This is a genomic window from Virgifigura deserti, from assembly GCA_003576685.1.
Lineage (GTDB): Bacteria > Pseudomonadota > Alphaproteobacteria > Dongiales > Dongiaceae > Virgifigura > Virgifigura deserti.
Window position 1 is genome coordinate 225660 of the sequence record QOZR01000001.1, and the last position, 26069, is coordinate 251728.

The 26069-nt window shown below is 65.1% G+C and carries 25 protein-coding genes; 7 read left to right on the forward strand and 18 right to left on the reverse strand.

The window, feature by feature from the left end; translation table 11 throughout:
- The first annotated feature begins 52 nt into the window (after positions 1-52).
- Positions 53-1420, forward strand: a complete 1368-nt coding sequence (locus DT069_RS01170) for an NAD(P)-binding domain-containing protein (protein WP_119458431.1) — start codon at positions 53-55, stop codon at positions 1418-1420.
- 167 nt (positions 1421-1587) lie between these two features.
- Here the strand turns inward: DT069_RS01170 and DT069_RS01175 are convergent, their stop codons facing one another.
- From DT069_RS01175 to DT069_RS01190, 4 genes are all read right to left on the reverse strand, one after another.
- On the reverse strand, positions 1588-2757 hold the full coding sequence (locus DT069_RS01175; protein WP_162912903.1) for a M10 family metallopeptidase: 1170 nt from the start codon (positions 2755-2757) through the stop codon (positions 1588-1590).
- Positions 2758-2940: 183 nt separating this feature from the next.
- Positions 2941-4344 carry an acyl-CoA dehydrogenase family protein gene (locus tag DT069_RS01180; protein ID WP_119458433.1) on the reverse strand — a complete coding sequence of 468 codons (1404 nt, stop codon included), beginning with the start codon at positions 4342-4344 and terminating at the stop codon, positions 2941-2943.
- A gap of 153 nt (positions 4345-4497) precedes the next feature.
- Positions 4498-4974, reverse strand: coding sequence for a flavin reductase family protein (locus DT069_RS01185; protein WP_119458434.1), 477 nt, complete (start codon positions 4972-4974; stop codon positions 4498-4500).
- Between the two features lie 302 nt (positions 4975-5276).
- Entirely contained in the window at positions 5277-5597 is a 321-nt protein-coding gene (locus DT069_RS01190) for a cold-shock protein (protein WP_119458435.1), read from the reverse strand.
- 457 nt (positions 5598-6054) lie between these two features.
- Between DT069_RS01190 and DT069_RS01195 the strand changes: the two genes are divergently transcribed.
- Complete coding sequence (locus tag DT069_RS01195; protein WP_119458436.1) at positions 6055-7494, forward strand: aromatic amino acid lyase; 1440 nt, start codon at positions 6055-6057, stop codon at positions 7492-7494.
- Here the strand turns inward: DT069_RS01195 and DT069_RS01200 are convergent.
- The 3 genes from DT069_RS01200 to DT069_RS01210 form a co-directional block, all read right to left on the reverse strand.
- A complete protein-coding gene (locus DT069_RS01200; RefSeq protein WP_119458437.1) occupies positions 7467-8399 on the reverse strand; it encodes a fatty acid desaturase family protein in 933 nt (310 codons plus the stop codon). The genes DT069_RS01195 and DT069_RS01200 overlap by 28 nt on opposite strands.
- 44 nt (positions 8400-8443) lie before the next feature.
- Complete coding sequence (gene fghA / locus DT069_RS01205; protein ID WP_119458862.1) at positions 8444-9289, reverse strand: S-formylglutathione hydrolase; 846 nt, start codon at positions 9287-9289, stop codon at positions 8444-8446.
- Between the two features lie 154 nt (positions 9290-9443).
- Positions 9444-10553 carry an S-(hydroxymethyl)glutathione dehydrogenase/class III alcohol dehydrogenase gene (locus DT069_RS01210; protein ID WP_119458438.1) on the reverse strand — a complete coding sequence of 370 codons (1110 nt, stop codon included), beginning with the start codon at positions 10551-10553 and terminating at the stop codon, positions 9444-9446.
- A gap of 110 nt (positions 10554-10663) precedes the next feature.
- Between DT069_RS01210 and DT069_RS01215 the strand changes: the two genes are divergently transcribed.
- The 3 genes from DT069_RS01215 to DT069_RS01225 are packed head-to-tail and all read left to right on the forward strand — an operon-like array spanning position 10664 to position 12873.
- On the forward strand, positions 10664-11377 hold the full coding sequence (locus DT069_RS01215) for a GntR family transcriptional regulator (protein WP_119458439.1): 714 nt from the start codon (positions 10664-10666) through the stop codon (positions 11375-11377).
- 23 nt (positions 11378-11400) lie between these two features.
- The gene (locus DT069_RS01220; protein WP_119458440.1) at positions 11401-12093 is read left to right on the forward strand and encodes a haloacid dehalogenase type II; all 693 of its coding nucleotides are present in this window, start codon (positions 11401-11403) and stop codon (positions 12091-12093) included.
- Between the two features lie 33 nt (positions 12094-12126).
- Positions 12127-12873 carry an aldolase gene (locus DT069_RS01225; protein ID WP_425449971.1) on the forward strand — a complete coding sequence of 249 codons (747 nt, stop codon included), beginning with the start codon at positions 12127-12129 and terminating at the stop codon, positions 12871-12873.
- Here DT069_RS01225 and DT069_RS01230 read toward each other — a convergent pair.
- On the reverse strand, positions 12870-13592 hold the full coding sequence (locus DT069_RS01230) for a metallophosphoesterase family protein (protein ID WP_119458442.1): 723 nt from the start codon (positions 13590-13592) through the stop codon (positions 12870-12872). The two genes, DT069_RS01225 and DT069_RS01230, sit on opposite strands and share 4 nt — an antisense overlap.
- Entirely contained in the window at positions 13576-14352 is a 777-nt protein-coding gene (locus DT069_RS01235) for a nucleotidyltransferase family protein (RefSeq protein WP_119458443.1), read from the reverse strand. The genes DT069_RS01230 and DT069_RS01235 overlap by 17 nt, the downstream gene beginning before the upstream one ends.
- A gap of 500 nt (positions 14353-14852) precedes the next feature.
- On the opposite strand from DT069_RS01235, the gene DT069_RS01240 reads away from it, so the two are divergent.
- Both DT069_RS01240 and DT069_RS01245 read left to right on the forward strand, forming a co-directional pair.
- On the forward strand, positions 14853-16109 hold the full coding sequence (locus DT069_RS01240; protein ID WP_119458444.1) for a DEAD/DEAH box helicase: 1257 nt from the start codon (positions 14853-14855) through the stop codon (positions 16107-16109).
- A 78-nt stretch (positions 16110-16187) separates the two neighbouring features.
- Complete coding sequence (locus DT069_RS01245) at positions 16188-16991, forward strand: alpha/beta hydrolase (RefSeq protein WP_119458445.1); 804 nt, start codon at positions 16188-16190, stop codon at positions 16989-16991.
- Positions 16992-17003: 12 nt separating this feature from the next.
- On the opposite strand, the gene DT069_RS01250 is transcribed toward DT069_RS01245, so the two are convergent.
- From DT069_RS01250 to DT069_RS01290, 9 genes are all read right to left on the reverse strand, one after another.
- Positions 17004-18647: an NTP transferase domain-containing protein gene (locus DT069_RS01250; RefSeq protein WP_119458446.1), complete on the reverse strand. Its 1644-nt coding sequence runs from the start codon at positions 18645-18647 to the stop codon at positions 17004-17006.
- Positions 18644-19363: an XdhC family protein gene (locus tag DT069_RS01255; protein WP_119458447.1), complete on the reverse strand. Its 720-nt coding sequence runs from the start codon at positions 19361-19363 to the stop codon at positions 18644-18646. Before DT069_RS01255 ends, DT069_RS01250 begins: the two co-directional genes overlap by 4 nt.
- A complete protein-coding gene (locus DT069_RS01260; RefSeq protein WP_425449916.1) occupies positions 19360-19683 on the reverse strand; it encodes an XdhC family protein in 324 nt (107 codons plus the stop codon). Before DT069_RS01260 ends, DT069_RS01255 begins: the two co-directional genes overlap by 4 nt.
- Positions 19680-20927, reverse strand: a complete 1248-nt coding sequence (locus tag DT069_RS01265) for a vWA domain-containing protein (protein WP_119458449.1) — start codon at positions 20925-20927, stop codon at positions 19680-19682. The genes DT069_RS01260 and DT069_RS01265 overlap by 4 nt, the downstream gene beginning before the upstream one ends.
- Positions 20928-20931: 4 nt before the next feature.
- Positions 20932-21858, reverse strand: a complete 927-nt coding sequence (locus DT069_RS01270) for an AAA family ATPase (protein WP_119458450.1) — start codon at positions 21856-21858, stop codon at positions 20932-20934.
- Positions 21859-21865: 7 nt separating this feature from the next.
- Positions 21866-22246, reverse strand: a complete 381-nt coding sequence (locus DT069_RS01275; RefSeq protein ID WP_425449917.1) for a YdbL family probable chaperone protein — start codon at positions 22244-22246, stop codon at positions 21866-21868.
- Complete coding sequence (locus tag DT069_RS01280; protein ID WP_425449918.1) at positions 22243-22467, reverse strand: YnbE family lipoprotein; 225 nt, start codon at positions 22465-22467, stop codon at positions 22243-22245. The genes DT069_RS01275 and DT069_RS01280 overlap by 4 nt, the downstream gene beginning before the upstream one ends.
- 37 nt (positions 22468-22504) lie before the next feature.
- A complete protein-coding gene (locus DT069_RS01285) occupies positions 22505-25120 on the reverse strand; it encodes an intermembrane phospholipid transport YdbH family protein (RefSeq protein WP_162912904.1) in 2616 nt (871 codons plus the stop codon).
- Between the two features lie 151 nt (positions 25121-25271).
- On the reverse strand, positions 25272-26066 hold the full coding sequence (locus DT069_RS01290; protein ID WP_119458453.1) for an FAD binding domain-containing protein: 795 nt from the start codon (positions 26064-26066) through the stop codon (positions 25272-25274).
- Between the last annotated feature and the right edge of the window lie 3 nt (positions 26067-26069).

Genomic DNA, 26069 nt, shown 5'->3' on the forward strand with positions numbered 1-26069 from the left:
ATCGTCGTCCGTCATATTTCTTTCGCCACAAAAAAATCTTGGAGGAACACAGATGAAGAAGCGCGTTGCTGTTATCGGAGCCGGACCGTCCGGCCTTGCCCAGCTCAGGGCCTTTCAATCGGCCGCTGACAAGGGTGCGGAAATCCCCGAGATCGTCTGCTTCGAAAAACAGTCCGACTGGGGCGGCCTATGGAACTACACCTGGCGCACGGGCATCGACGAACATGGCGATCCGGTCCATGGCAGCATGTACCGATATCTCTGGTCGAACGGCCCAAAGGAGTGCCTTGAATTCGCCGACTATACGTTCGAGGAGCATTTCGGCCGGCCGATCGGCTCCTACCCGCCGCGCGCGGTTCTCTGGGATTACATCAAAGGCCGTGTCGAGAAGTGCGGCGTGCGCAAATGGGTAAGGTTCAACAGCCCGGTGCGCATGGTGACCTATTCCGATGAGAGCGGCAAATTCACGGTCACGGCGCATGACCGAACCAACGATGCCACCTATTCCGAGGAGTTCGATCATGTCGTCGTCGCCTCGGGTCATTTCTCGACGCCCAACACGCCTTATTTCGAGGGTTTCTCGACGTTCAACGGCCGCATCCTTCACTCGCACGATTTTCGCGATGCGCTGGAATTCAAAGGCAAGGACATTTTGATCATAGGGCGCAGCTACTCGGCCGAAGATATCGGTTCGCAGTGCTACAAATATGGCGCCAAATCGATCACCACCAGCTACCGCAGCAAGCCGATGGGCTTCAAGTGGCCGGAGAACTGGAAGGAAGTCCCGCTGCTGACGCGCGTCGAAGGCAACACCTGTCATTTCAAGGACGGCTCGACGAAGGATGTCGACGCCATCATCCTCTGCACGGGCTATCTGCACCACTTCCCGTTCCTGACCGATGATCTGCGGCTGAAGACGGAAAACCGCCTGTGGCCGCTGGGGCTCTATCAGGGCGTCGTGTGGGAGGCCAACCCGAAGCTCTTCTATATCGGCATGCAGGACCAGTTCTATACCTTCAACATGTTCGACGCGCAGGCGTGGTACGCGCGCGACGTCATGATGGGGCGGATCACGCTGCCCTCGGCCGAGGAGATGGCGGCCCACAGCCAGAAATGGCGCGACCGCGAGGAGACGCTGGAAGACGCCGAGCAGATGATCTGGTTCCAGGGCGACTACACCAAGGAATTGATCGACCAGACCGATTATCCGAACTTCGATATCGAGAAGGTCAACGAGACCTTCATGGAATGGGAGCACCACAAGATGGAAAACATCATGGGCTTCCGCGACAATGCCTATCGCTCGCTGATGACCGGCACCATGGCGCCGAAGCACCACACGACGTGGCTCGAAGCGCTTGATGACTCTCTGGAGTCCTACCTGCAGACTCCTGTATCGGACCAACGTCGCGCCGGCTGAGCTGGAGTCTGATCCGATCACATCGAGCCGATGTGATCGGTGAATCAGCCTCTAGTCATTGGAGTTAGAGAACGATTTACCGATCAGGTTGGATCAACCTGATCGGCTCGTGCTCTAAGGACTAAGGCCGGGCGGGAGCCCGGCCTTATCCTCGTCCTGCGAGCCCGTCAGGCCAGGAGAATATCGTCGCCCTTTATCTCGGACGATTGAACGCCGAGCAGGACGATGCTGTCGCTCGACTCGTCGACGGTGATTTGGCTGTCGCCCGTGCCGTTCGCGTCGGTCAAGGTGACGTCGGACGCGCTAAGACCGAGACCGCGAAAATCCAGTGTTTCGTCGCTCGTCACGCCCGGCTGAAAGTCCTCGATCACGTCATTGCCGAAATCAAGGCTGTCAAAGATGAAGCTGTCGGTACCGCCGCCGCCGATCAAAACGTCGTCGCCGGCGTTGCCGGAGAGCCGGTTGGCCGCATCGTTTCCAATGATCCGGTCGTCACCAGTACCGCCGAACGCGTTCTCGATCGTGACGCCATAGGCAATCGCCAGATTGTCGATGGCGGGTTGGCCGTCGCTCCTTACCCCGATGGAACTGAAGTGGCCGGCCTCAAGGTCGACGGATACGGCGAGTCTCTGGTTCGACGCGTCGATCCCGTCGGTACCGCCGGCGTCCCATATCGTGTGGACCTGCTCTCGCGACGCGCTCAAACGATAAACGTCGTCGCCCGCATGAAACGACCTGTTCGGGCCATAAAGATATTGAGCCGCCGCAATGTCGTAGAGCATCGGCCCCGACGCTTCGGTCGTCGCCGTTGGATGCGGGTCATGGGACATGATCGTGAATTGTCGGCTGTCTTCTTCGGGTGGGAGGATCGTCCCGTTCTCGAACGGATGCTTAAGGCCGATCGCGTGGCCGATTTCATGCACCAGCGTAAAAAAACCGAAATCGCCTGGCGCTGTATTTTCATTCGACGGAGCGGAGACGTTCAGCCAGATGTCGCCGGCTTCGGGATGGGGGCCGGGCGCATAGGCATGAGCCGGCGCCGATTCGAATTCGGTCATCGCGGCGCGAATATCGCCGACCGATGTCTGCGAGTCCGCGGTCTCGGCGAAGTCGATATCGGCGACGTCGGCCCAGGACTGCAGAGCGTCCTTGAAGGCGGAGCGCTGGCTGTCCGACAGAGCGTAGCCGGCATTCGGCTCGCCGCCATAATAGAGCGGATCCCAAGCGCTGACCCGGTCCGGGAAGCTGTAGGTGATAGTGGTGGCATCGCCCAGGGTATCGCCTGGGGTGTCATAGCCCCACTTGGTGCCTTCCAGAAGCGCGTCGGTATGCATCATCCCCGTATTCGAGACTGAACTCCAGGGTCCACTGCTTGTGGGTGTCGGCATGTCTGCTGACCTCATAGTGAGGGGTGCCGAAGGCCTGATGGCTTGTCCTTGCATTCATTGCCCATACTCGAGGGGCAATGAGCATCTTTTAACAAAGTCGCCGTGACAGTGGGGTGGCAATGAACGCCGACTCTACTCCGCAGCCTTGCCCGAAGCCTCGGCCACCAGCCTCTCGGCAAGCTGGCGCTTGGCGGCGGGGTCCAGCTTCTTGATCTCGTTGGTGAGCACCCGCTCGTTCACCGCCTGGTTCCAATAGTCGAGCGAGGCGAACCCCAAAAGCGCAGACTTGCCGACGAACTGACGCAGCACCTCGTTGGTCGGGCCCATCACCCAGCCAGCCTTGCCGTCACGCAGAAGCCGCTCGATACCCAGTCCCGGCTTGTAGCCGGTGCCGCCGCAGGCATGCAGCATCTTGTCCGAGACTTGCGTCACGGTCTTGGCCGCCTTGAACTTCACCTGCCACATCCAATGCAGCACTTGCGCGCGCGGCAGCTTGCTCACGTCCTCGTGGATCGACCAGTCGCAGTCGTTGGTGAGCTGGTCCATCGCCTTGGCCATCTGGAAGACCAGGGCGCGGCTCGCATTCGTATCGATGATCGCTTCGCCGACATAGTCCTGGATGGTCGGGTAGTCGCAGACCCGCATGCCGACGTCGACATGCTTCTTCTTGGTGGTGTGGCCCTTGGCGATGTCGATCATGCCGAGCGAGATGCCGTTCCAGCAGGAAGAGGAGCAGAGCAGGAAGAACGGGTCCACCGCCTCGTCGTTCGAGCTGGCGCCGTCGCCCTTTGGGCCGACCATGCGGTCGGCGGAGAGCACGACATCGTCGACCTCGAGTGTGCCCGACTGATTGCCGCGCAGGCCGAGGCCGTCCCACTTCGAGGGTTCCGCCTTGACCTCGTCCTTCGTCACCAGCCAGCAGGTGAGGTCGGAATAATTGCCGCCGAAATCGGGGCTCGTCGTCTGGATCACGTACCAGTCGGCGAAGCCGCCGGAGGTGGTCCAGGATGCCTTCTTGCGCACCTTGTAGCCGCCGTCCACCTTCTCGGCGCCGGAGGAGATCGGATACCAAAAATGCGAGCCGGTTTCCGGGTCGGAGTAGGAGAGGGTGCCGATCAGCACGTCCCTGTCGACCCGACGCAGGATATCCTTGAGCGTGTCGTTGCCGTGGTGGCGCAACAGCGCGGCAGCGACGGCGCCTGTATGCATCGTGTAGCACATCGCCGTCGAAGGGCAGCCGTAGCGGGCGATCGTCTCGACGACCATCGCGGCGCAGACATGGTTCTGGCCGAGGCCGCCGAGCTCCTTCGGCACGAGAAGGCCGAGCAGTCCGAGCTTCGACAGCGCCTCGAAGTTCTTGCGGGGGAACAGGAGCTTCTTGTCCGACTGGATCGCGTTGTCGCGCAGCGTGGTGCGCGCCAACTCGATCAGCTTCGCCTGCAGTTCCTTCTGTTCGTCGGTCAGGAGCCACTGGGGATCAAACTCGAAGCCGAGACCCCAGAACTCCTCCGCACCCCATTTCTTGACTTGATTCATCTGGGCCTCGCTGCGGTTTGGATCTCGTTCGGAGACGGAAAGCTTGCATGCGCGGCAGGTGCGAGCGAGAGGTCTGCTCTTTTGCGTGGAAGCGTACAGGATAGCTTGAAAACGGCGCAAGCTGATCCGGACAGGGCCGCCCGCGGTTGCACGTCAGCCGATGTGGTGGTAGGTGCCCCGGAAGTAGAGGAGCGGCTGGCCTTCGTCCTGTGACCGGTGCCGCAGCACCCGCCCGACGAAGATCAAGTGATCACCGCCGTCGTGAATGGAATGGGTCCTGCAATCGAAACTCGCGAGGGCGTCCGTCAGAATCGGGCAGCCGGTCTCCCAGATCTCATATGCGATGCCGTCCCACTTGTCCGCCAGCGCCTGGGCGAAGGTCGAAGACAGAGATATCTGGTCGTCGCGCAGGATATTGATGGCGAAGCAACCGCTCTCCTCGAACGCCTTCAGGCTGTAGGCGCTGCGGTCCATGCTGAACAGCACCAAAGGCGGGTTCAGGGACACGGAGTTGAAGGAGTTCGCGGTGATGCCGTGCAGCTCGCCCTTCGGGGTTGTCGAGGTGGCAACCGTCACGCCGGTGGCGAAACAGCCGAGGGCGTCGCGGAAGGCTCGCCTGTCAACAGTCATTGTCTCTCCGACCGTGCTGGCAATTCACTCGGAGCGTCAAGGGATACGCCCAAGAGACACGCCTAAGGGTTGGCAGTTATCACGATTGGCGAGCGTCAGGCAATGGCCGGGGCGGGAAGCATCGGGGCGGCCGAGCAGGAAGAAGCGCGAGGCCCTGAGGGCACACGGAGTGGTCGAGACGATAAGCCCGGCCACGGAAAGCGGGCATCTCTCGATGCCCGCCGCCCGATCCGCGATCGTCGAAGCCGAACTCAGCCGCAAAAGCCGGCCGGATCAATCCGGCCGGGGTCGAGGCTGATCAATCAGCGGTCATACTCGCGCGGCTGGAAGGACCGGCGTGGCTTCGCCGCACGCGGGGTCGCCGTGCTCGTATCGAGCTCGATCACGCGCAGCACCTGGATGCCTTTTCGACCTTGGCCGACCTCACAATGAATCGACGAGCCTTCAGGAGCATCCTGAAGCCCCGCCTCCTTCAGAGCGGAGATGTGAAGAAACACATCGGGCGAGCCGTCCGATGGCGAAACAAACCCAAACCCCTTCTCGGGATTGAACCACTTCACCGTTCCCCGAAGCTCCGAGGACGGACCACCACCGGGTCCTCCGGAATTCTGTCGTTCGTACATTACGCTCACTCTACTGGGCTAGAGACGTCCCCCCTGCGGCGTACCTCTCGACCGCGTCTCGACGGACTGCAAGCTTCTCCGGCTATGAGGTCCATCCCGAGTGCATCCGCTGTGGACAACAATTTCATACATTGAGCGGCCTTCCAAAGAAATGCAAGCTTCGCATTCGGTGCCGGTAGCGAAGCGGTGGGTCATAGCAAAGTATTCCTTAACCATATCGGCGCGAAATCTGGACTAGCGGACGTCTCCCGGAATGAAGATGCAAGGTCTTGCCATCAAAAGGCGAGGCCGCGATTCGGTGGAGCCCGCCATCGGCCCGCTGGTCTTAATAAATCGGTGCTGCGTCAAGTCTTCGGCGGCTAGCCAGCCCTAACCCGATCGGAAGCCGAGCTGTGCCGACGGCCACCCGGGGCGTCCTCCGTTGACCGCCGCGCCGGTGTTGCGCTAAGCGTTTGCGATGCCGCTGTCGCTCGCCTCCCGCGCCGATTTCACCCTAGAGAATTTTCACCGCGTCGCTTGGCGTGATGGGCGCGTCCGCTTCAGTTCCGAGGCGTTGGCCCGGATGGCGGCCAGCCGCGCCGCGTTCCTGCGCCTGATCGATACCGATCCGGCGCCGGTGATCTATGGCGTGACGACGGGCTACGGCCAGCAGGCGAGCCGCCGCCTCGATCCCGAAGCGCGCCGGCAACACGCCGCGCGGCCGCCGGTGGCCACGATCGTCGCCTTCGGCCCGCCTTTGCCGCGACGCGTGACGCGCGGGATCGTCTTCGCGCGGCTGGCGAACTATGTCGAGGGTCACGCCGCTATATCGCCGCCACTGGCCGAGGCGGTCGCCGGCCTGCTGGACGAGGCGGCGCTACCCGCCGTCTCGATGGCCGGGCAGGGCGGGGCGGGCGAGATCCTCAGCCTGGGCCCGTTGTTCGCCGGTCTCGCGGCGCGGTTCGATCTCGGCGAGAAGGAAAGCCTGGCGCTGATCAACGGCTCGCCCTCGGCCAGTGCGCTGATCGCAGACGCGGCCCTGGCCATGCGGCACCGGCTGGACCTCGTCGAGCAGGTCCTCGCCTTGTCGGCGGAGGCGATTCGGGCGCCGCTGGAAGCCTATGCCGCGGAGTTCGAAACGCTTTGGGAAGACCCGCACGAGACGGCCGCGCTTCGCAGCCTGCGCGGATGGATGGCGGGCGGCAGCGCGGAGCGGCGCCCCTATCAGGCTCCGGTCAGCTATCGCATTCTGCCGCGTGTGCTGGGGCAGGCCCGGCGGGCGCTCGCCGCCGCGACCGAGGTGGCGGCGATCTCGCTGAAGTCGGTGACGGACAATCCGGTGTTCCTTCCACCCGACGCCGATCATCCGAACGGCCGGGTCTACAGCAACGGCGGCTATCATAACGGCAAGGCCTATCCGGCGCTCGACGATCTGGCGGCAGTCGCGGCCGACCTCTGCCTGATCGCCGATCGTCATGCGGCCAAGCTGCTCGACGGACGGTACTCGCTGCTCCCCGACCAGCTTCTGGCCGGCGACGGCTATCTCGGCTGTCTGGCGATGGCCCAGGTCGGCTATGCCGAGGAGGCGCGCCGGGCGGCGCAGCGGACCTTCCTGCCGGGCAGCGAAGGCGGCGGCTTCGGTCAGAACGACGTTGCGCCGCCGACCTTTCTCGCCTGGCGCGGTCAGGAGCGGGCGGGATGGTGCCTCGATGCATCGCTTGCAACCTTGGGCGCCATCGCATCCCAGGCGCTGTTCGCGACCGACCGTCCGGCGCCCCCGGCGCTGCGCGACCTTCTGACCGAGATCCGCGATCATTTCCCGCCGGTCGCCGCGGCGCGGCCCCTGGCGCCCGATGCGGAGCGTCTCGCCGCCGCCTTTCGGGCGCGAGTCTATGAGGGTGTGGCGTCGGCCGAATAGGCGCTGGCGCCGATCGCCCGCAGGATCTCCCGATTCACCGCGAGATAGCCGGGAGCGATCACCTTGAGATCGAGCCGGACCTCGCGGTGCGCGGCGGGGAGGGCATGAAACGGCAGCGCCGGGAAGGCGTGGTGCTCGGCGTGGAACGGCATGTTCCAGGTGAAAAATCGGACGATGCCCGTGGTCAGGGTCGTTCGGGTATTGGCGAGCATGTCGGCCGAGAGCGGGCAGCCGGTATGCTCGGCGAGCAGGAACAGCCGTAGGAAAGGCTGCCCGACCAGCGCCGGAACGATCCAGTAAATGAGGGGAGCGGTTGAACCGGAAACCGCCGCGACGGTCGCGATGCCGGCATAGATCGCGAGCAGCAGGCGCGCCTCGCGAACCACGCGGGCGGCGGCGCGCGGCGGCAGGAACGGCTCCGGCGTTCGCCCGAGCGCGCGGCGGATCAGCCCGCCGACCTGCGCCCGCCAGAAGGGCAGCCCGGAGACATGCAGCAGCCAGCCGCCAAAGGTTGCCGGCTTCGGCGAGGCCAGTTCCGGGTCGCGCGCCGGATCCTGCGTGTGGCGGTGGTGGGCGAAGTGGAAATAGCGGAAATAGTCCGGCGGCAGCACCAGTAAGGCGCCGCAGACCCAGGCGACGGCATCGTTCAGCCATCGGCTGCCGAAGGCGGTCCGGTGAACCGCCTCATGCAGCGGCGCGAAGAGGAAGGTCAGCACGATGCCATGCAGGACGATCGCCGGAACCACCCACCAACTGCCGAGAGCGTAGCCGAGCAGGCAAGCGGTGCCAGCGAGCGCGGCGCCGTGCCCCGCGAGCTGCAGCAGGCCGCGCCGGTCGGAGCGGACGGCGAGCGCCCGCAGCTTCGCGCGATCGATCCGCGCCTGATGGTAGACGACTTCGTCCATGCCTCCAGTCTACGCCTTTTTCCAGGTCCGCAAAGGCGGACGAATCACCCGGCGAGCTGCGCCGCGTGGTGGCGCAGATGGTCCTCCATGAAGGTCGAGATGAAGTAGTAGCCGTGGTCGTAGCCGGGCTGGTGGCGCAGCGTAAGCTCCTGGCCGGCCTCGCGGCAGGCCGTCTCGAAGACTTCGGGATAGAGCTGCGCGGCGAGGAACTGGTCGGCGGTCCCCTGGTCGATCAGGACCGGCCGGCCGAAGGGACGCTGCCGCACCAGCTCGCTCGCGTCCCAGGCGCGCCATTGCTCGCGGTCGGGGCCGAGATAGTTGCCGAAGGCCTTCTCGCCCCAGGGCGCGCGCATCGGAGCGGCGATCGGCGCGAAGGCGGACAGCGAGCGGTAGCGGTCCGGGTTCTTCAGCGCGCAGACGAGCGCCCCGTGGCCGCCCATCGAGTGGCCGAAAATCCCTTGCCGATCGGCCTGCGCCGGAAAGCGGTCGGCGACGAGCTTCGGCAGCTCGTCGGTCACATAGCTGTACATCCGGTAATGCCGCGACCAGGGCTCTGCGGTCGCATCGAGATAGAAGCCGGCTCCGGTGCCGAAATCCCAATCCTCGTCCTCGCCCGGAAGGCCCGCGCCACGCGGGCTGGTGTCCGGCGCGACCAGCATCAGGCCGAGCTCTGCCGCCAGCCGCTGCGCCCCGGCCTTGATCACGAAGGTTTCCTCGGTGCAGGTCAGTCCGGCGAGGTAGGTGAGCACCGGGACCTTGCCGTGCTTGGCCTGCGGCGGCTGATAGACGGCGAAACGCATTTCGCCGTTCACGGCGGAGGAGCGGTGGCTGTAGAAGCCCTGCACGCCGTCGAAGCATTTATGTTCGGAGATGACTTTCAGATCGCTCATTGGAGCCCCGCAATTCTTATTGCCATCGCCGGGCTCGACCCGGCGATCCAGGGCCGCGGCCGTTCCGGCGGTCGAGATGGATGCCCGGGTCAAGCCCGGGCATGACACCAGAATAGGGCGGCAGCGGGTTCGCGCCGCCCCCGTTCGTCAGTCGCTAATACACCACCACGCTGCGGATCGACTCGCCCTTATGCATCAGGTCAAAGCCCTTGTTGATGTCCTCGAGCGGCATGGTGTGGGTGATCAGATCGTCGATGTTGATCTTTCCGTCCATGTACCAGTCGACGATCTGCGGCACATCGGTGCGACCGCGGGCGCCGCCGAAGGCCGAACCCTTCCAGACCCGGCCGGTGACGAGCTGGAAGGGGCGCGTCGAGATTTCCTGGCCTGCGCCGGCGACGCCGATGATTACGCTGACGCCCCAGCCCTTATGGCAGCATTCCAGCGCCTGCCGCATGACGTTCACATTGCCGATGCATTCGAAGCTGTAATCGGCGCCGCCCTTCGTCAGCTCGACCAGATAGGGCACGAGATCGCCCTCGATCTCCTTCGGATTGACGAAATGGGTCATGCCGAACTTCTCGGCCAAGGCGCGCCGATCCGGGTTGAGATCGACGCCGACGATCATGTTGGCGCCGACCATGCGGGCGCCCTGGACGACGTTGAGGCCGATGCCGCCGAGGCCGAACACCACCACGTTCGAGCCGGGCTCGACCTTGGCGGTGTTGATCACCGCGCCAATACCGGTGGTGACGCCGCAGCCAATATAGCAGACCTTGTCGAACGGCGCGTCCTCACGGATCTTGGCGAGAGCGATCTCCGGCAGGACAGTGTAGTTCGCGAAGGTCGAGGTGCCCATGTAATGGTGGATCTTCTCGCCGCCGATCGAGAAGCGGCTGGTGCCGTCCGGCATCAGGCCCTGGCCCTGGGTCACGCGGATCTTCTGGCAGAGGTTGGTCTTCTGGCTGAGGCAGTACTCGCATTGCCGGCATTCCGGCGTGTAGAGCGGGATCACGTGATCGCCCTTCTTCAGGCTGGTGACGCCCGGCCCGACATCGACGACGATGCCGGCGCCCTCATGGCCGAGGATCGCCGGGAACAGCCCTTCCGGGTCATCGCCCGAACGGGTGAACTCGTCGGTGTGGCAGATGCCGGTAGCCTTGACCTCGACCAGTACCTCGCCGGCTCTCGGCCCTTCGAGCTGTACCGTCTCGATGCTGAGGGGGGCGCCGGCCTTGTGGGCCACGGCTGCGCGAACGTCCATCCTGCCTGTCCTCCGTCGAATTTCTTAACTTTTGCGGGCGCGCATCCTTCCATCGTCGGCGCGGAATGGCAAGTGCGGCATGACCATGAAATGTATAGCGGCGGCTATAATTGACGATTGTCGACAATCGTCAATTCTGCTATTCTATCTTCATGATCGCGATCATCAAACGCAGCTTTGATGTCCAGGCGGCCGACGTGCTTCGACAGCAGATCTTGTCCGCAGCAATTCCGGCCGGCTCCCGCCTTACGGAGGTCCGGCTGGCGGGCGAACTCGGCCTGTCCCGAGCGACCGTCCGCACCGCCCTGCATCAGCTCGTCAATGAAGGGCTTGTCGTGCAGGTCCCCTACACCGGATGGGAGGTTGCGACGCTTACCGCACATGACGCGTGGGAACTTTTCACGCTTCGAAGCAGCCTCGAGGCGCTTGCCGCAGGCTTGGCGGCGCAGCGGGCGGGTACATTGGACCTCGACGCTCTCGACCGCGCCTTTGAGGATCTGCAGACGGTTTGTCGCCGGCGCAACCGCGCCGCCATTGCCGATGCGGACTTCGCGTTGCACGAGGCGATCGTCAAACTTGCCGGTCATGGCCGGCTGCGAGCGCAGTACCGTATCGTCGAGCAGCAGATTCGCATGTGCATCGCATCATCGAATGCCCTCATCGGGGGCGGTCAGAGCATCATCGACGAGCATCGACCGATGGTGGAGGCGATCCGAGCCGGTGATGCCGAAAGCGCCGCCCGGTTTGCCCGAGATCACAACGCCGAGGCGAGCGACCTGCTGGTGACTCATCTCAAGCGCCTGGAAGAACAAACCGCCGACTGAATCCCGGCCTGTTGAGGAGATGCATGATGTGGTCGCTCAATCCAATGCCCAAGTTCATCACTTTCGACTGTTACGGCACGCTCATCCAGTGGGACCAGGGCCTGCAGAAGGCGGTGAAGGAGATCCTTGCCCGTTACGGTCGATCCGATCTGCCGGCGAAGCAGTTCATCGAGGTCTATGACGACGCCGAGCACCGCATCGAGCAGGAGCCGCCGCACCGGCCCTTCAAGGTCGTCGCAGGCGAGGGACTCAAGGAAGCCATGGGGAAGCTCGGACTTCCCTTCGCTGCGGAAGACGCCTCGATCCTGATCGAGAGCATCTCAAGGATGGGGCCGTTTCCCGAAGTGCCTGACGTGCTGCGGCGATTGAGAGAGCGCTACAAGCTCGCAATCATTTCGAACACCGACGACGATCTCATTGCCGGCAACGTCCGCAATATTGGCGTGCCGATCGATCATGTGATCACGGCGCAGCAGGCGGGGGCTTACAAGCCTTCCCGCAAGATCTTCGAGCACGCGCACCGGGTGCTTGGCGTGACGGTGGAGGAGGTCGTTCACGTCGCCGCCAGCATGCGGCTCGATATCCAGGCCTGCAAGGAGCTCGGGATCCGCTGCATCTGGATCAATCGCCGCGGCGAGGCGGGGCGACCCGACTATAAACCTTATGAAGAACTCAATGATTTGAGCGGCGTGCCGGACTATTTGCTTCCGGCTTGAGTCCGGCCTTGGGCTGAGTGTAGTGCGATAAAGATACGGGAGAACGATAAAGTGATGAACAGTACGCGCCAGGCGCGGATCGATCTTGCGGCTGCTCTTCGGCTGGCTGTCCGCTTCGGGATGCATGAGGGAATCTGCAACCATTTCAGCGTCATGCTGCCGGGTGCGCAAGACTGCTTCCTTCTGAACCCCTACGGCCTGCACTGGTCGGAGATCACCGCGAGCAATCTTCTCGTCGTCGACGGCGAGGGGCGGGTTCTAGAGGGCGAGGGCGAGGCGGAGCGGACGGCGTTCCATATCCACGCCCGGATTCATCGCGCCAGCCCGCGCGCCACCTGTGTGCTTCACACGCACATGCCTTATGCCACCGCCTTGACCCTGGTCGAGGACACGCGCCTCGAGCCGATCAGCCAGAACGCGCTGCGCTATATCGACGATGTCGCCTATGATGATCAGTATAACGGGCTGGTCCATGACAATTCGGAGGGCGACCGTCTGGCCGGTGTGCTGGGCGACAAGCGCGTCCTCTTCCTCGCCAACCACGGGGTAATCGTCGTCGGCGGCAGCGTTGCCGAGGCGTTCGACGATCTCTACTATCTCGAGCGCAGCTGCGAGGCACAGGTTCTGGCAATGTCCACGGGCAAGCCGCTGCGCCGCGTGCCCGATGAAGTGGCCCGGACGACCTTCGGCAACAATGCCGGCATGGCCCGATCCGCGCGGTTGCATTTCGACGCGCTGAAGCGCCTGCTCGACCGGGACGAGCCGGACTATGCATGCTAAACCTTGATTAGCGCATAGGGCTTGCCGCTTTCCTTCGGCACATGCTGCGCGCAGTTGTAGACCGGAATGCCCTTCGTCGTCTTTCCGGCATAGGTCCCGTGGTGCGCATGGCCGTGGAGGACTGCACTGACATCGAAGCGGTCGATGGTTTCGGCGAGGCGCGACGAGCCGAGAAATGGGAAGATGTCCTTCGGTTCCCCTTCAAGGGTGGCGGTGATCGGCGCGTAGTGCAGGACGATGACGGTCCGCTCGGTGGTGAGGGAATGCAGCGCGTTTTCCAGCCGCATGGCTTCGTTCACGGCCTCGCCGACGAAATGCTTGATTGCTTCCTCGCCGAACGCGCCCAGCATGTGGCTGCCGAAGCCGCCGGCAAAGCCTTTGACCCCGGCGAAGCCGACGCCCTCGATCTCATAGACCTGCGTCTCGAGAAAGCGGACGCCGGCCTGCTGCAGGATTTCCAATACTCTCTCCGATTCCCCGCATTCGAGATCGTGATTGCCGAGGACGCCGACGACGGGAATTTTGCAGGCATGCAGATCCTCCGCGAGGATCTCGGCCTCCTTGACCTTGCCGAGATTCGTCAGATCGCCGCAGAGCGCGAGAACGTCGGCCTCGCCCGATACCTCGGCGAACAGCTCCCGGAACGGATGGGCCGTGCTTTCGGCAACGTGGAGATCGCCGAGCCCGGCAACGGTGATCGTGCTATTTCCGTTTTGCATAGTCGTTCTCGCCCTCGCCCAGAATATCGGCGAAGCGCCATTCGGTGATGTCTACGAGATAGTCGCTTCGCGACAGGAGGCGCCCGCGGCAGACCTTGATCTTCGGAACGGGAAGATCCGCGCGCTCCTTGAGTCGGGTGACGAGTTCGTCGAACAGCCAGCGCGGGACGCAGTCACGCTCGGTGGGGTAGATGAACCGGAAATTCAGGATGTGGATCAGGAGCACCTCCCAATATTGCTCCATGTAGGAGAGGAGGCGCTTCCAGTCGATGTTCCCGGACTGCTTCAGAATGACGTGGGCGACGTCGGCCCCGTCATACCGGTCCCGACCCTGTACGAAGACCTTGGACCAGATCAGTTCCGTCGGGGGGACGATCTGCACCGGGGCCCCATAGACCCGCGCCTTGTGCGATTCGGCGAACCATTGGTCGGTGATCGGCGCGACGGCGGCGGTCGAGTTGAAGATCACGTCGAAGAAATATCGGCCTTGCCGAACCTTCGCGATCCATCGCTCATCCTCGATCTCCGTCACATATCCAAGTTTCTGGAAGTAGGTCAGAATGCGCGGGTAGTCGCCGGCCTTGCAGAACAGGTCGAGGTCCTTCGTCGGCCGGGTTATGCCGGTGTATGCGCTGACCGCGAAGGTCCCGGCGACCAAAAAGGGGATGTGCGACTTCTTCAGCAGCCTGAGGCTCTCAGCATAGAACGCCTCTGCCTGAGGCGGCGCCGTTGCGGCGGATTTCTTCAAAGGAGTTGCCATGGATCTCCCATATCGATTCGCGGCAAGCCTTAGATGAACGAGCGAGCGGCCGAGACGTTCCACTGTGCTTGCTCCATAGTCTTTGTCATAACAATTTGAGTTAACGGGCCTATTCTTGAATGACGCTGATAGAAATTTTCCTCCGATCGTCTTCAAATGCTTGACTTACGCCTCGCCAAAGCGCATCTAACCGGGCAGAGACAATATCGTCTCCCTTCTCGCGATCGCGCAAAGCGCGTTGCCGGCCCTGAAAGGGCCCGACGGCTCCGTCCCGAGACCGAACGACAAAATGGGCCTCCCTGGCTGCGCGCGGGGCCGCCTAACATAAGAAAGACTCAGGACGGCCGCTCTGCGTTCGCCGCTCCCGCGCCAGATCCCAGATATCCGTTCTCCATCGCGATGACCTGATCTTTCGTGCCGAAGGGCTGCGCGTTCGCCGCGCCGTCCCGGCCCGTGCGCGGGGTTCGATCGCCGGGGACGCCAAGAGAAAGACGATAGACGTGACCAAATTTTCCGATCTTCCGCTCATCGAGCCGATTCAGCGCGCGGTGCGCGCCGAGAACTACGAGACGCCCACGCCGATCCAGGCACAGGCCATTCCGCATCTTCTCGCCGGCCGCGACCTCCTGGGCTGCGCCCAGACCGGTACGGGCAAGACGGCGGCATTCGCACTGCCGATCCTCAATCGCCTCGCCACCGACCGCCGCCGCGCCGGACCGCAGGCGGCGCGCGTGCTGGTCCTCACGCCGACCCGCGAGCTGGCGACGCAGATCGGCGATAGCTTCCGTACCTATGGCCGTCATCTCGGCCAGTCACTGGCAGTAATTTTCGGTGGCGTGGGCCAGCAGCCACAAGTCCAGGCCTTGACGCGCGGCGTCGATATCCTGGTCGCCACGCCGGGCCGCCTGCTCGACCTGATCGGGCAGGGGCATCTGCGGCTCGACCGGCTGGAGGTCTTCGTGCTCGACGAGGCCGACCGGATGCTGGACATGGGATTCATTCACGACGTGCGGAAAATCCTGCGTCTCTTGCCGAAGCAGAGGCAGACGCTGCTCTTCTCGGCGACCATGCCGACCGACATCGCGCGCCTCGCGGACAACATCCTCACCGACCCGGTGCGGGTCGAGGTGACGCCGGTCTCCTCCACCGCCGAGCGGATCAACCAATCGGTGCTGTTCGTCAACACCGCGAACAAGCGCGCGCTGTTGAGCGAGGTGCTGAAGAATTCCGAGATCCGCCGCGCCCTGGTCTTCACCCGAACCAAGCATGGCGCCAATCGCGTCGCAAAGCAGCTCGGCGACATCCAGGTGCCGGCCGACGCGATCCACGGCAACAAGTCGCAGACTGCGCGGCAGCGGGCGCTGGAGGATTTCCGCTCCGGTCGTATCCGGGTCCTGGTGGCGACGGACATCGCGGCCCGCGGGATCGATATCGACGGCATCACCCACGTCATCAACTATGATCTGCCGAACGTTCCCGAGAGCTATGTCCACCGTATCGGCCGAACGGCCCGCGCCGGCACGGACGGGATCGCGATCTCGTTCTGCGATGCCGAAGAGCGGGCCTATCTGCGTGATATCGAGAAGCTGATTCGGCAGCAGGTTCCGGTGATCGAAAACCACCCCTTCGTGGCGCAAGGCGTGGCGTTGGCGGCAGCTCCGGCTGCCGCGCCAAAGAGCAGGGACGGGGGCGGAGAGAGGGTCGAGAACGGCGCGGCGCGGTCGCGCGGCCGGCCGAGGCGAAACCGGCGCCGGTAAGGCCGGCGTGCCGACGCCGCTTGCGGCCGAGCGTTGGTTCGCTACACTGCCCTTGGCTTAAGTCGGATCGCAGGACGGATGGGCAGTATTCTCGCCGTCGCCGCTGGCGCCTACATGCTGGTCCTGGGCCTGATGTTCGGGTTCCAGCGGCAACTCCTCTATCTACCGAGCCGGGAGGCGCCCGACCTGGCGGAGAGCGGCGTCGACCGGTTGATGGAGCCCGTGCGGGTGACGACCGCCGACGGACTCGAGATCCTGCTCTGGTATTGCCCGCCATCGACGCCCAACGCGCCGGTCCTGGCACTTTTCCATGGCAATGGCGGGCATATCGGCCATCGCGCGCCGAAGATGAAGCCCTATATCGAGGCCGGCTACGGCGTTCTGCTGGCGGGATATCGCGGCTATGGCGGGAATCCGGGCCGGCCGACCGAGGAGGGGCTCTATAGCGATGCCCGCGCCGCACTCGATTTTTTCGCGCGGCAGGGACTCGGCGCCGAACGGCTGGTGCTCTACGGCGAATCCCTCGGCTCCGCCGTGGCGGTACAGATGGCGACAGAGCGATCCGTCGCCGCGCTGATCCTGGAGGCGCCCATGACCTCGGTCGCCGCAGTCGCGCAGGCCCGCTACCCGATCTTTCCGGTGCGCTGGCTGGTCCTCGACCGTTTCGATTCATTGGCGAAAATCGGCTCCGTCCGAGCTCCGCTGCTGCTGATGCATGGCGAGCGCGACACGGTGGTTCCCATCCGCTTCGGTCGGGTGTTGTTCGAGGCGGCCAACGAACCGAAAGAAGCCCGTTACTTCACCGATGCCGGCCACAACGATCTGCAGGCGTTCGGTGCGCCGGACGCGGTTCTGGATTTTCTGGAGCGTCTGAACCGGTAGGGGCGGGTCGGCTCAGGCCGGCCGCTTCATCGCGGCCAAGGCTTCAGGCGTGTCGACATCGAGCAGCACGGCGTCGTCGGTCATGGCGACCTCGCGGACGAGATCGCCATGTTCGCCGATCAGGTGCCGAGCGCCGACATCGCCGGCCAGCGCACTCATCTCCGGAAAGAACCGGCGCGACCAGAGCACGGGGTTGCCGCGCTTGCCGCTCCACACCGGTACGCAGATCGCGCGGCCTTCGGCCGGCTCGAAGGCCGCGATCAGCCGATCCATCACTGTCGCCGTCACCCGCGGCATGTCGGCGAGACAGATCAGCGCTCCGTCCGCCTCCGGTCCGAGCGCGGCTAGCCCGCGCCGCAGGGACGTGCTGATCCCGGCGGCATAATCGGAGTTGTGGACGATCGTCACCGGACGGCCCTCGGCCGCATTCCCGATCGCCGTTCTCACCCGCTGGGAGTCGTGGCCCGTGACGACGACGACCGGATCGGCCTGCGACGCGAGTGCCGCCTCGACGGCGCGGGCCACCATCGCGGTGCCGTCGATTTCGGTCAGCAGCTTATTCGCCGCGCCCATCCGGCTCGATCGGCCGGCGGCAAGGAGAATGGCGGCGACGCGCGGTGAGCGTAGTGCCTCCGCCCGGCCCCTCTCTGTGCCGGCGCGTGGCTGCGGCCGGGTCGGGATTTCCTTCAGGAGGCCGCCGACACCCATGCGCATGATGTCCTGCCCCGTTACGGGGATATCCGCCAGGAGGCGGCGCAGCACCCAGTCGACGCCGCTCAGCTTCGGCGAGCGGGTGGAGCCCGGCACGCCCAGGACGTCCATTGTGCCGATACGGGCCAGCAGCAGCAGGTTGCCGGGATCGACTGGCATCCCGAAATGCTCGACCGTGCCGCCGGCGCGCTCGATCGCCGCCGGGATCACGTCGCGGCGATCGGTGATCGCCGAGGCGCCGAGCAGCAGCAGCAGCGCGGTCCCACCGCTGCGCAGCGAATCGATCTCGGCGGCGAGCGCCATGACCTCGTGATCGCAGCGCCGTTCCGCCGCCAGCGCACCGCAGCCGAGCGCCGCGAGGCGCGCGTTCATGGTGCCGACGGTCTTGTCGAGAACGCTTTCCTTGACGCCGGGCAGGCGGGTCTGAACCAGGCCCACAGGGCGTGGGCGAAACGCCGCGACCCGGATCAGGGGACCGCTCTCCTGGGCGATCGCCTCGCAACGGGCGAGGACGGAGTCAGCGACGGCGAAGGGAATGATCTTGACAGTGGCTGCCATCTGCCGTGGCTCGACCAAGTCGTAGGGCGGCAGGGTTGCGATCGTCACCGCCTCGTCGAGCAGATTGATCCGGTCGAGGCGCTCGCGATCGACGATGAGAAGGCCGGTCGCCTCCGCCAGCAGGTTGCAGCGTCCGGTGAAGGCGACGGCACGGTCGAGATGCGGTCCCTGGGCAGCCGCGGCGACGCGGGTGGCGGCATCGTTCTCGCCGATATCGCCCGGTTCTAGACGGGCGACGATGACGGTGGTCCGGCCGGCCTCGATCAGCGTCGTGACGTCGTCTGCCGACAGTCGGCGGCCCTTCTTGAAGCTTGCGGTGGGAAGCCTGATGCTGTGCGCGAGGAGCGCGCCTTCGGTCTCGCTGACCGGAATCTCGGCGAAGATCATGCCGCGTGGCCCTGCGTCGACCCTGCCCGGTGCAGCACGGTGGTTATTTGCGCGAGGACCGAGAGGGCGATCTCGGCCGGCGAGCGCCCGCCCAGCGGCAAGCCGACCGGACCGCCATGGATGCGGGCGAGATCGGTATCGCCGACGCCGGCCGCGCGCAGCCGCTCCAGCCGCGCTGCATGGGTCTTCCTGCTGCCGAGTGCGCCGATATAGAAGGCGGGCGACCGCAGCGCGGCTTGCAGGGCCGGGTCGTCGAGCTTCGGGTCGTGGGTCAGGGTGACGACCGCCGTCCGACCGTCGAGCGCGAGCCGCTCCATCGCCTCGTCTGGCCAGTCGGTCAGCAAGGCCATGTCCGGGAACCGGGCTTCGGTGGCGAAGGACCGGCGCGGATCGATGACGGTCACCGCATAGCCGGCGAGCCGCGCCATCGGCGCCAGCGCCTGCGCGATATGGACGGCGCCGACAAGGATCAGGCGCAGGGCCGGGTTGTGGACCTGGAGGAAGATGCGCCGGCCGGCCGCCTCGACGATTGCGGAGCGATCGTCTCGCAGGGCCTGTCGCGCGGTTGCGAGGATGTCCGAGTCGAGAACGAAATCGCCGTGGGTATCGCCCTCATAGATCAGGGACTGAAGGCCCGACTCGAGATCGGTCGCGAGCGCCACCGGCCGGTCGGCGGCGCGATCGGCGACGAGCCGATCGAGGATCGCCCGCTTCATTCCACCGCCTCGACATAGACCTGGACCTTGCCGCCGCAGGCGAGCCCGACCTCCCAGGCCTGTTCGTCGGTAACGCCGAACTCGAGCAGACGCGGCTTTCCGTCCTTGATCGCTTCGATCGCCTCCAGCACCACGGCGCCCTCGATGCAGCCGCCGGAGACTGAGCCGATCATCGCGCCGCTGTCGTCGACGGCGAGCTGGCTGCCCGCCGGGCGGGGCGAGGAACCCCAGGTCCCGATTACGGTCGCGAGCGCGACACCCTTGCCGGCAGCGCGCCAATCGGCGGCCTGTTCCAGAATGGCTTCCGCGGTTGCCGTCACTGCAACACCTCCTCTTCCCAATTCTCGCGCCATTGTCGCAGCCCGTCCAGCCGCCGGACGCCCGGGCGGCTCAGCACGCGCGTCAGGTCGGCGAGGCTCTCAAGATTATGCACCGGGCGGAACTCGTCGACATGCGGCAGAATTGCGCGCGCGCCCTGAGATTTCGGTTCATAGGCGGCATAGCGCAAGAGCGGGTTGAGCCAGATCAGGCGCCGGCAGGATTTGTGCAGCCGCTCCATCTCGCCGTCCAGCCCCTCCGCTGCGTCGCGGTCGAGCCCGTCGCTGATGAACAGCACCAGGGCGCCCTGGCCCAACACCCGCCGCGACCAGCGGCCGTTGAACTCGGCTAGGCACTTGCCGATGCGGGTGCCGCCCGACCAGTCCTCGACCGTGCCGGCGACCCTCTCCAAGGCAACGTCCACGTCCTTGTGGCGGAGCAGCCGGGTGATGTTGGTGAGCCGGGTCCCGAACAGGAAGGTCGCCACCCGGTCGCGGTCATTGGTGACGGCATGCATGAAATGCAGCACGAGGCGCGAATAGCGGCTCATCGAGCCGGAGATATCGCAGAGAATCACGAGCGGCGGATGCCGGCGGCGCGGCGTCCGCCGGCGCAGGGGGATACTGCCGCCGGCGCGCAAGGACGCGCGCAGCGTCGCCCGCATATCGACGCGGTGACCGGCGGGATCGGGCTGGAAGCGGCGCGTCGGCAGCTCCATGATCGGCAATCGCATTTCGGCGATCGCGCGTTTCGCGGCGGCGATCTCGGCCGTCGACATCTTCTCGAAGTCCATGCTCTGCAGGACCTCGCGGTCAGACCAAGTCATGACCGCGTCGATCTCAAGCTTCTCTTCCGTCGGCTCGCGACTGTCCGCTGTGCCGCTACGATCGGGCTTGAGCGCTTCGGCCAGCCGGCGGCTCATCTCCTCGCCGCGCTCCGGCTCGCCGGCGCCGTGCAGCGCGGGCAGCATGGCGGCGATCATTCGCTCCAGAAGCTGCGGATTGCGCCAGAAGACATGGAAGGCCTGATCGAACAGGGTCTGGTGCTCGCGCCGGTTCACGAAGACGGCATTCAGCGCCCAGTAGAAATCCTCGCGTTTGCCGAGCCCGACCGTCTCGACCGCCCGGATCGCCTCCGTCAGCTTGCCTGTGCCCACCGGCAACCCCGCCGCCCGCAAGGTGCGGCCGAACAGCATCAGGTTCTCGACGAGGCGGCCGTGACCCTCATGCGGAGCTTGTCGAAGCATGCCGCTACCGGCCTGCCGTCGCCAACTCGGCCTTGACCTGATCGAGGAGCAGGGCGGCTTCGCTGCCGCGGATCTTGGCGATGTCGTCCTGGTATTTCAGGAGAACGCCCAGCGTATCGTCGATGGCGGCCGGATCGAGCGAGACCTTGTCGAGCTGGACCAGGGCATCGGCCCAGTCGATCGTCTCGGCAATGCCCGGCAGCTTGAACAGGTCCTTGCTCCGCAATTTCTGCACGAAGGCGACGATCTGGCGGCTGAACGCCGCATCGGCCTGCGGCGCCTTGAGCCGCAGGATCGCCAGCTCGCGCTCCGCGTCGGGATAATCGACCCAGTGATAGAAGCAGCGCCGCTTCAGCGCGTCGTGGATCTCGCGGGTGCGGTTCGAGGTAATCACGACGATCGGCGGTTCGACCGCCCTGATGGTGCCGATCTCTGGAATCGTGATCTGAAAGTCGGACAGCACCTCGAGGAGATAGGCTTCGAACGGCTCGTCGGTGCGGTCGAGCTCGTCAATCAGCAGAACCGGTGCACCGGCCTCGTCGGAGTCGAGCGCCTGCAGAAGCGGTCGCTTGATCAGGAAGCGCGGCGCGTAGATGTCGGACTCGACGGCGCTGCGGTCGGTATTGCCGGCCGCCTCCGCGAGCCGGATTTCGATCATCTGGCGGGAGTAGTTCCACTCATAGACCGCCGACGCGACATCCAGCCCTTCATAGCATTGCAGGCGCAGCAGCCGCCGACCGAGGCCGGCGGCGAGCACCTTCGCGATCTCGGTCTTGCCGACGCCGGCCTCGCCTTCCAGGAACAGTGGGCGACGGAGCTTCAGCGCCAGGAAGACCGCGGTCGCGAGGCTCCGGTCACCGACATAGTTGCCGGCGGAGAAGAGGCCGAGCGTGTCGTCGACCGAAGCCGGGACGGGGGCGGACGAGGGCATCAGTCGGCTACTTTCGGGTCCACTGACCGCTCTTGCTCATCAGATATTCGCCGGGCTGCGCCCTTTGATACAGCTTCTCGGCCGTCAGCACGCCGACTGCATCGACAGAGGTTCCGTTCCTGGCGGCGATGTCGGCATAGGCGGCGCGGCGCTGCGCATTGATCTCCTCGACCAGTTGGGCCACTTCCAGCGGGACCGTCGAGGGCACGACCCCGACAAAGCCGTCCGGCCGCTCGCCGACGAGGCCCGCGGCCTTGGCATCGTCGAGCGCACCGGCCGCTGCGACACCGGACATCAGCGAGAGGCCGACGATCAAGGCGAAACCCAGTAAGAACTGTTTCAAGGCAAATTTTGTCAGATACGGCATTCTTTTCACCCGATGCTTCAAAACAGGTCGGACTCGGACTCGATCAGATCCTCGACGTCGCGCTCAACCTTCACTCTGACCTCCTGCTCGATCTTGACGTTGAGATTGATGACGATCGGATCCTTCGGTGCTTCGACCCGTACGGTCGGCTGACAGGCCGACAGTGCGAGTGCGGCATGAAGACACCCTATGCATAGGGCAAGGCCGGGGCCGCGTGTTCCCCGCTCCAACGAAAATGGCAATTCTCCCCCTCCTGATCCAGGCCCCGCGATCCGTTGATTACTTCGGAAACTCCGACAGCCTCTCGCGAATCGCGTCCGGAATCCGATAGCCAACCAAGCTCCGTTGCAAGACCTGGTCCAGCTTCCCGCTGATGTTGAAATTGAGCTCAACTGGATAACCGTCGTAAAAGGCGGGATTCTTGCCCGCGACATGAACGGAGACAAGCATCTCGCCGCCGGCTTCGCGATCGACGGTCAGCCGCAGATCGTGATACTCGAAATTGGTCAGGGCCGACAGCAGGAGGCTAATGGTTTCGCCCTGCGCTTGCAACGCGGCGGGCGGGCTCACGGGATCGTAGCTCAGCCGGCCCGGTGCGTCGGCGGCCAGCGTGCCGTTTTCAATGATCACGTCCTCCTCGATATGCACCGGGATTCGGCCGTCGAGCCGGCCGGTCGCCGAAAGTCCGTCGATGTCGGCAAGCGCGAGAAGTTCGCTCAGTGCCGCATCCGTCACGAGGAGCTCGATCCGGTTCTCCGGTGCGTCCAGATCGATCACCGCCGGTTCCACGGTGATCTCGCCGCCGGCGAGCCGCAGTCGTCCGTCACTCACGACCAGCTCTCCGGATCGCCGGAGCTGAAAGGTCGCGATACCATCGGTCAGCGGCAGGACGGCATCGATCAGCCCGATCGCCAGCTTCTGGCCGGGCGGGGTAGAGAGGGGTAGTAGGCTGTCGAACCGGACAACGGAGTTCAATCGAACGACCTCCGCCAGGGGGGTGGTGAAGGATAGGTCCCGCAGCAGCATCCGAAGGTTCGAGGCGCTTCCCTCGGCGTCCCATGATAGGGTGCCGGCGAGGGCGACGGTCCCGGTCGTCTGCTCGATCCGGCCCTTCAGAATCGGCGCAAGATCCTCCGGTTCCAGCCCGTCCGGCGCGAACGCCACAGGCGGCAGGTCGACCTCCGCGCCGCCGACGCCCGACTGCAGGTCGTGTTGTCCGTTGACGGTCAGGGCGGCCCGTTCGGCGGCGGCGTTCGCCTGGAGCGTGAAGGTCAGGCGGTTGCCGCTCAGTGTGGCCTCGGCGCGCGCGGGCATCGGAGCGAAAAGGGCGGGCTCGGCGCGGTGCGTGACCTTGGCGACCCGGAGATGCGCTTCGCTGGGCACGTCCGGTCCGCCGATGAGAAGATCGGCTTCGGCCCCGGTCGCGGCGATCTGGCGGTCCGGCAGCAGGACCTCCCCACCGGCGAGGGCGACGGTTCCGCGATAGCCGGTTGTCGGACTCCAGGAGCCCGGCGCCGAAAGCGCCTGCAACTCGAGGTCGACCGGTAGCGGGACTGCGGAGTCAGGCCATAGCCGCGCCCTCAAATGGACCGGACCGGCCTTCAGGGCGTGGGCGAGATGGAACCCATCGGCCGCGGCGAAATCCAGAGTGAGCGCCGGCTCCTCGGCGGCCTGAAGCGGAAGGCGCACAGGCTCGGTCGTCGCCAGAATGCCGGGGACGACCAAGCGCCGTGCCCTCACTTGAGCATCGCCGCGATTGTGTAGCGTGAGCGTGCCATTGGCGAAGGCGAAAGCCGTATCCGCGCCGAACGCGATCTCTGTCGCGTGAACGGTCGGCATCTCGATTTCGGGTGCGGCAAGCGCGACGTGCGCCGTGCCGCTGAACGCGTCGGGCGCTCCCGTGAAGGTGGCGTTAGTCAAGGTGGCATCGAGGGTTGCTTCGTCGGCGGCAACGCTGATCTCCATGCTGCCGGCGAAGGCGGGATGGTCTGTCGCGGGGGAGAGCCGGCCGGAGATGCTGCCCGACAAGCTAGCGCGGCGCTCGATCGGCGGCGGCAGGCCGATGAGCGGCCAGAGGAGCGAAGCGGCAGTTGCGCTCGCCTCCACTTCAGCGGACAGGTCGGGCATTCCGTAGAGCTCGTCGATGATCGCCTCAACCTCGAGATCGAGCGCGTCTCCGCCTTCGACGACGGTCAGATGCGCCGATCCGCTGCCGTCGTCCAGATCGACCGCAAGGGTGACGGCTTCGACGGCCGCGTTCGCGAGGACCACGCCGGCGAGATCGAACCGCCCCGTGACGCGGGATATCCGCTCTGGCGTCGCGGCAAAGCGAATGCCGCCGGCAAGCTCGCGGGCGGCGACATCCGGCAGGCCCACTGCACCGGCCGGGATGGTGAACTGCCCCGTCATCACGCCGTCAGGCGCGGTGGTGATTGCGCCTTCCAGTGGGATGACCACTTCGCCGAGCCTGGTCGTGATCGCGACACGGCCATCATCGAGGATGACGTCCGGCATAGCGGGGGCCGTACCATTCTCCGTCCCACCGCCGAGCGCCGCCAGCGGCGCATCCAGGCTGCCGAAAGGCAAGCCCTCGCCGTCCAGTCGGACGGCGACCCGAAGGCCGCTCAGCCGGATCTGATTGACCTGCAGCCGCAGGAGACCGACGGGAGAATAGGTCACCACGAGTTCGTCGATGCTGGCCTCGCCGTCGCCGAGACGGAGATCGGCTAAAGTCGCCTGCCGCCAGCCGATGTCGGTCACGCGGAGACTGGGACTCGGAAAAGCGGCCCGTTCGAGGCCGGCGATCAGGAGGGCCTCGACAATGCGGGGAAGGAAGAGAAACAGCACACCCAGACCGAGGATCAGGACGGTGGCGGCGAGCCAGATGCGTCGCACGCGCCGGGTTCCAGAAATCATCGGCTTGTGCGCCGTCGGGTCTCGCCCTTCGCTAGGCTCAGGGTGAGGTCTTCATGCTGAGCCTGTCGAAGCATGCGCATCGGGGCACGGCGCCGTAAAGTGCTCGCCCCGATGTCGATCGCTTCTGTTCCTACGCGCAGTCGGTCACCGCCCGGCGGGCCATCACCGAGACGAGATGGGCGCGGTAGGCGGCGCTGCCATGGATGTCGCTGTTCAGTCCGTCGGCGGAGATCTCGATGCCCTTGATCGCGTCGGGCGAGAAGTTGCCGGACAGCGCCTGTTCCATTTCAGGCAGGCGGAACACGCAGGGGCCGGCGCCCGTGACTGCCACGCGGACCGCGCCGCCGGCCCTGGCGACCATCACGCCGACCATCGCGTAGCGCGAGGCCGGGTTCGGGAATTTCGCGTAGCAGGCCTTCTCCGGCTTCGGGAAGCTGACGGCGGTGACGATCTCGTCCTCCTCCAGGGCGGTCTCGAACAGGCCCTTGAAGAAGTCGTCGGCCTTGATCCGGCGCCGGTCGGTCTGGACGGTGGCGTCGAGCCCGACGAGCGCGGCGGGGTAGTCGGCGGCCGGGTCGCTGTTGGCGATGGAGCCGCCGATGGTACCGCGATTGCGAACCTGCGGGTCGCCGATCCCTTCGGCCAGATCCGCGAGCGCCGGGATCACCCGCCGGACAACCTCGGACTCGGCGACCATGGCATGCGGCGTCGCCGCGCCGATCGTGATCATGCCGCCCTCGTCCTTGATGCCCTTGAGCTCGGCGATCGCGCCGAGGTCGATCAGGTCGGACGGTGCGGCCAGCCGCTGCTTCAGCGTCGGGATCAGCGTCATGCCGCCGGCCAGGATCTTGCCGTCTTCCGCGCCTTTCAAGGATTGGACGGCGTCCGCCACCGAGGTCGGGCGGTGATACTCGAAATTGTGCATCTC

Excerpts from the sequence above, each read along its gene's own strand:
- DT069_RS01185 (WP_119458434.1), bottom strand. The coding sequence starts at position 4,974 with ATGACTGTTGACAGGCGAGCCTTCCGCGACGCCCTCGGCTGTTTCGCC.
- DT069_RS01270 (WP_119458450.1), bottom strand. The coding sequence starts at position 21,858 with ATGCCCTCGTCCGCCCCCGTCCCGGCTTCGGTCGACGACACGCTCGGC.
- DT069_RS01200 (WP_119458437.1), bottom strand. The coding sequence starts at position 8,399 with ATGGACGAAGTCGTCTACCATCAGGCGCGGATCGATCGCGCGAAGCTG.
- DT069_RS01170 (WP_119458431.1), top strand. The coding sequence starts at position 53 with ATGAAGAAGCGCGTTGCTGTTATCGGAGCCGGACCGTCCGGCCTTGCC.
- DT069_RS01235 (WP_119458443.1), bottom strand. The coding sequence starts at position 14,352 with ATGGCAACTCCTTTGAAGAAATCCGCCGCAACGGCGCCGCCTCAGGCA.
- DT069_RS01245 (WP_119458445.1), top strand. The coding sequence starts at position 16,188 with ATGGGCAGTATTCTCGCCGTCGCCGCTGGCGCCTACATGCTGGTCCTG.
- fghA (WP_119458862.1), bottom strand. The coding sequence starts at position 9,289 with ATGAGCGATCTGAAAGTCATCTCCGAACATAAATGCTTCGACGGCGTG.
- DT069_RS01250 (WP_119458446.1), bottom strand. The coding sequence starts at position 18,647 with ATGATCTTCGCCGAGATTCCGGTCAGCGAGACCGAAGGCGCGCTCCTC.
- DT069_RS01220 (WP_119458440.1), top strand. The coding sequence starts at position 11,401 with ATGATGTGGTCGCTCAATCCAATGCCCAAGTTCATCACTTTCGACTGT.
- DT069_RS01290 (WP_119458453.1), bottom strand. The coding sequence starts at position 26,066 with ATGCACAATTTCGAGTATCACCGCCCGACCTCGGTGGCGGACGCCGTC.
- DT069_RS01230 (WP_119458442.1), bottom strand. The coding sequence starts at position 13,592 with ATGCAAAACGGAAATAGCACGATCACCGTTGCCGGGCTCGGCGATCTC.
- DT069_RS01210 (WP_119458438.1), bottom strand. The coding sequence starts at position 10,553 with ATGGACGTTCGCGCAGCCGTGGCCCACAAGGCCGGCGCCCCCCTCAGC.
- DT069_RS01190 (WP_119458435.1), bottom strand. The coding sequence starts at position 5,597 with ATGTACGAACGACAGAATTCCGGAGGACCCGGTGGTGGTCCGTCCTCG.
- DT069_RS01255 (WP_119458447.1), bottom strand. The coding sequence starts at position 19,363 with ATGAAGCGGGCGATCCTCGATCGGCTCGTCGCCGATCGCGCCGCCGAC.
- DT069_RS01180 (WP_119458433.1), bottom strand. The coding sequence starts at position 4,344 with ATGAATCAAGTCAAGAAATGGGGTGCGGAGGAGTTCTGGGGTCTCGGC.
- DT069_RS01265 (WP_119458449.1), bottom strand. The coding sequence starts at position 20,927 with ATGCTTCGACAAGCTCCGCATGAGGGTCACGGCCGCCTCGTCGAGAAC.
- DT069_RS01195 (WP_119458436.1), top strand. The coding sequence starts at position 6,055 with ATGCCGCTGTCGCTCGCCTCCCGCGCCGATTTCACCCTAGAGAATTTT.
- DT069_RS01175 (WP_162912903.1), bottom strand. The coding sequence starts at position 2,757 with ATGATGCATACCGACGCGCTTCTGGAAGGCACCAAGTGGGGCTATGAC.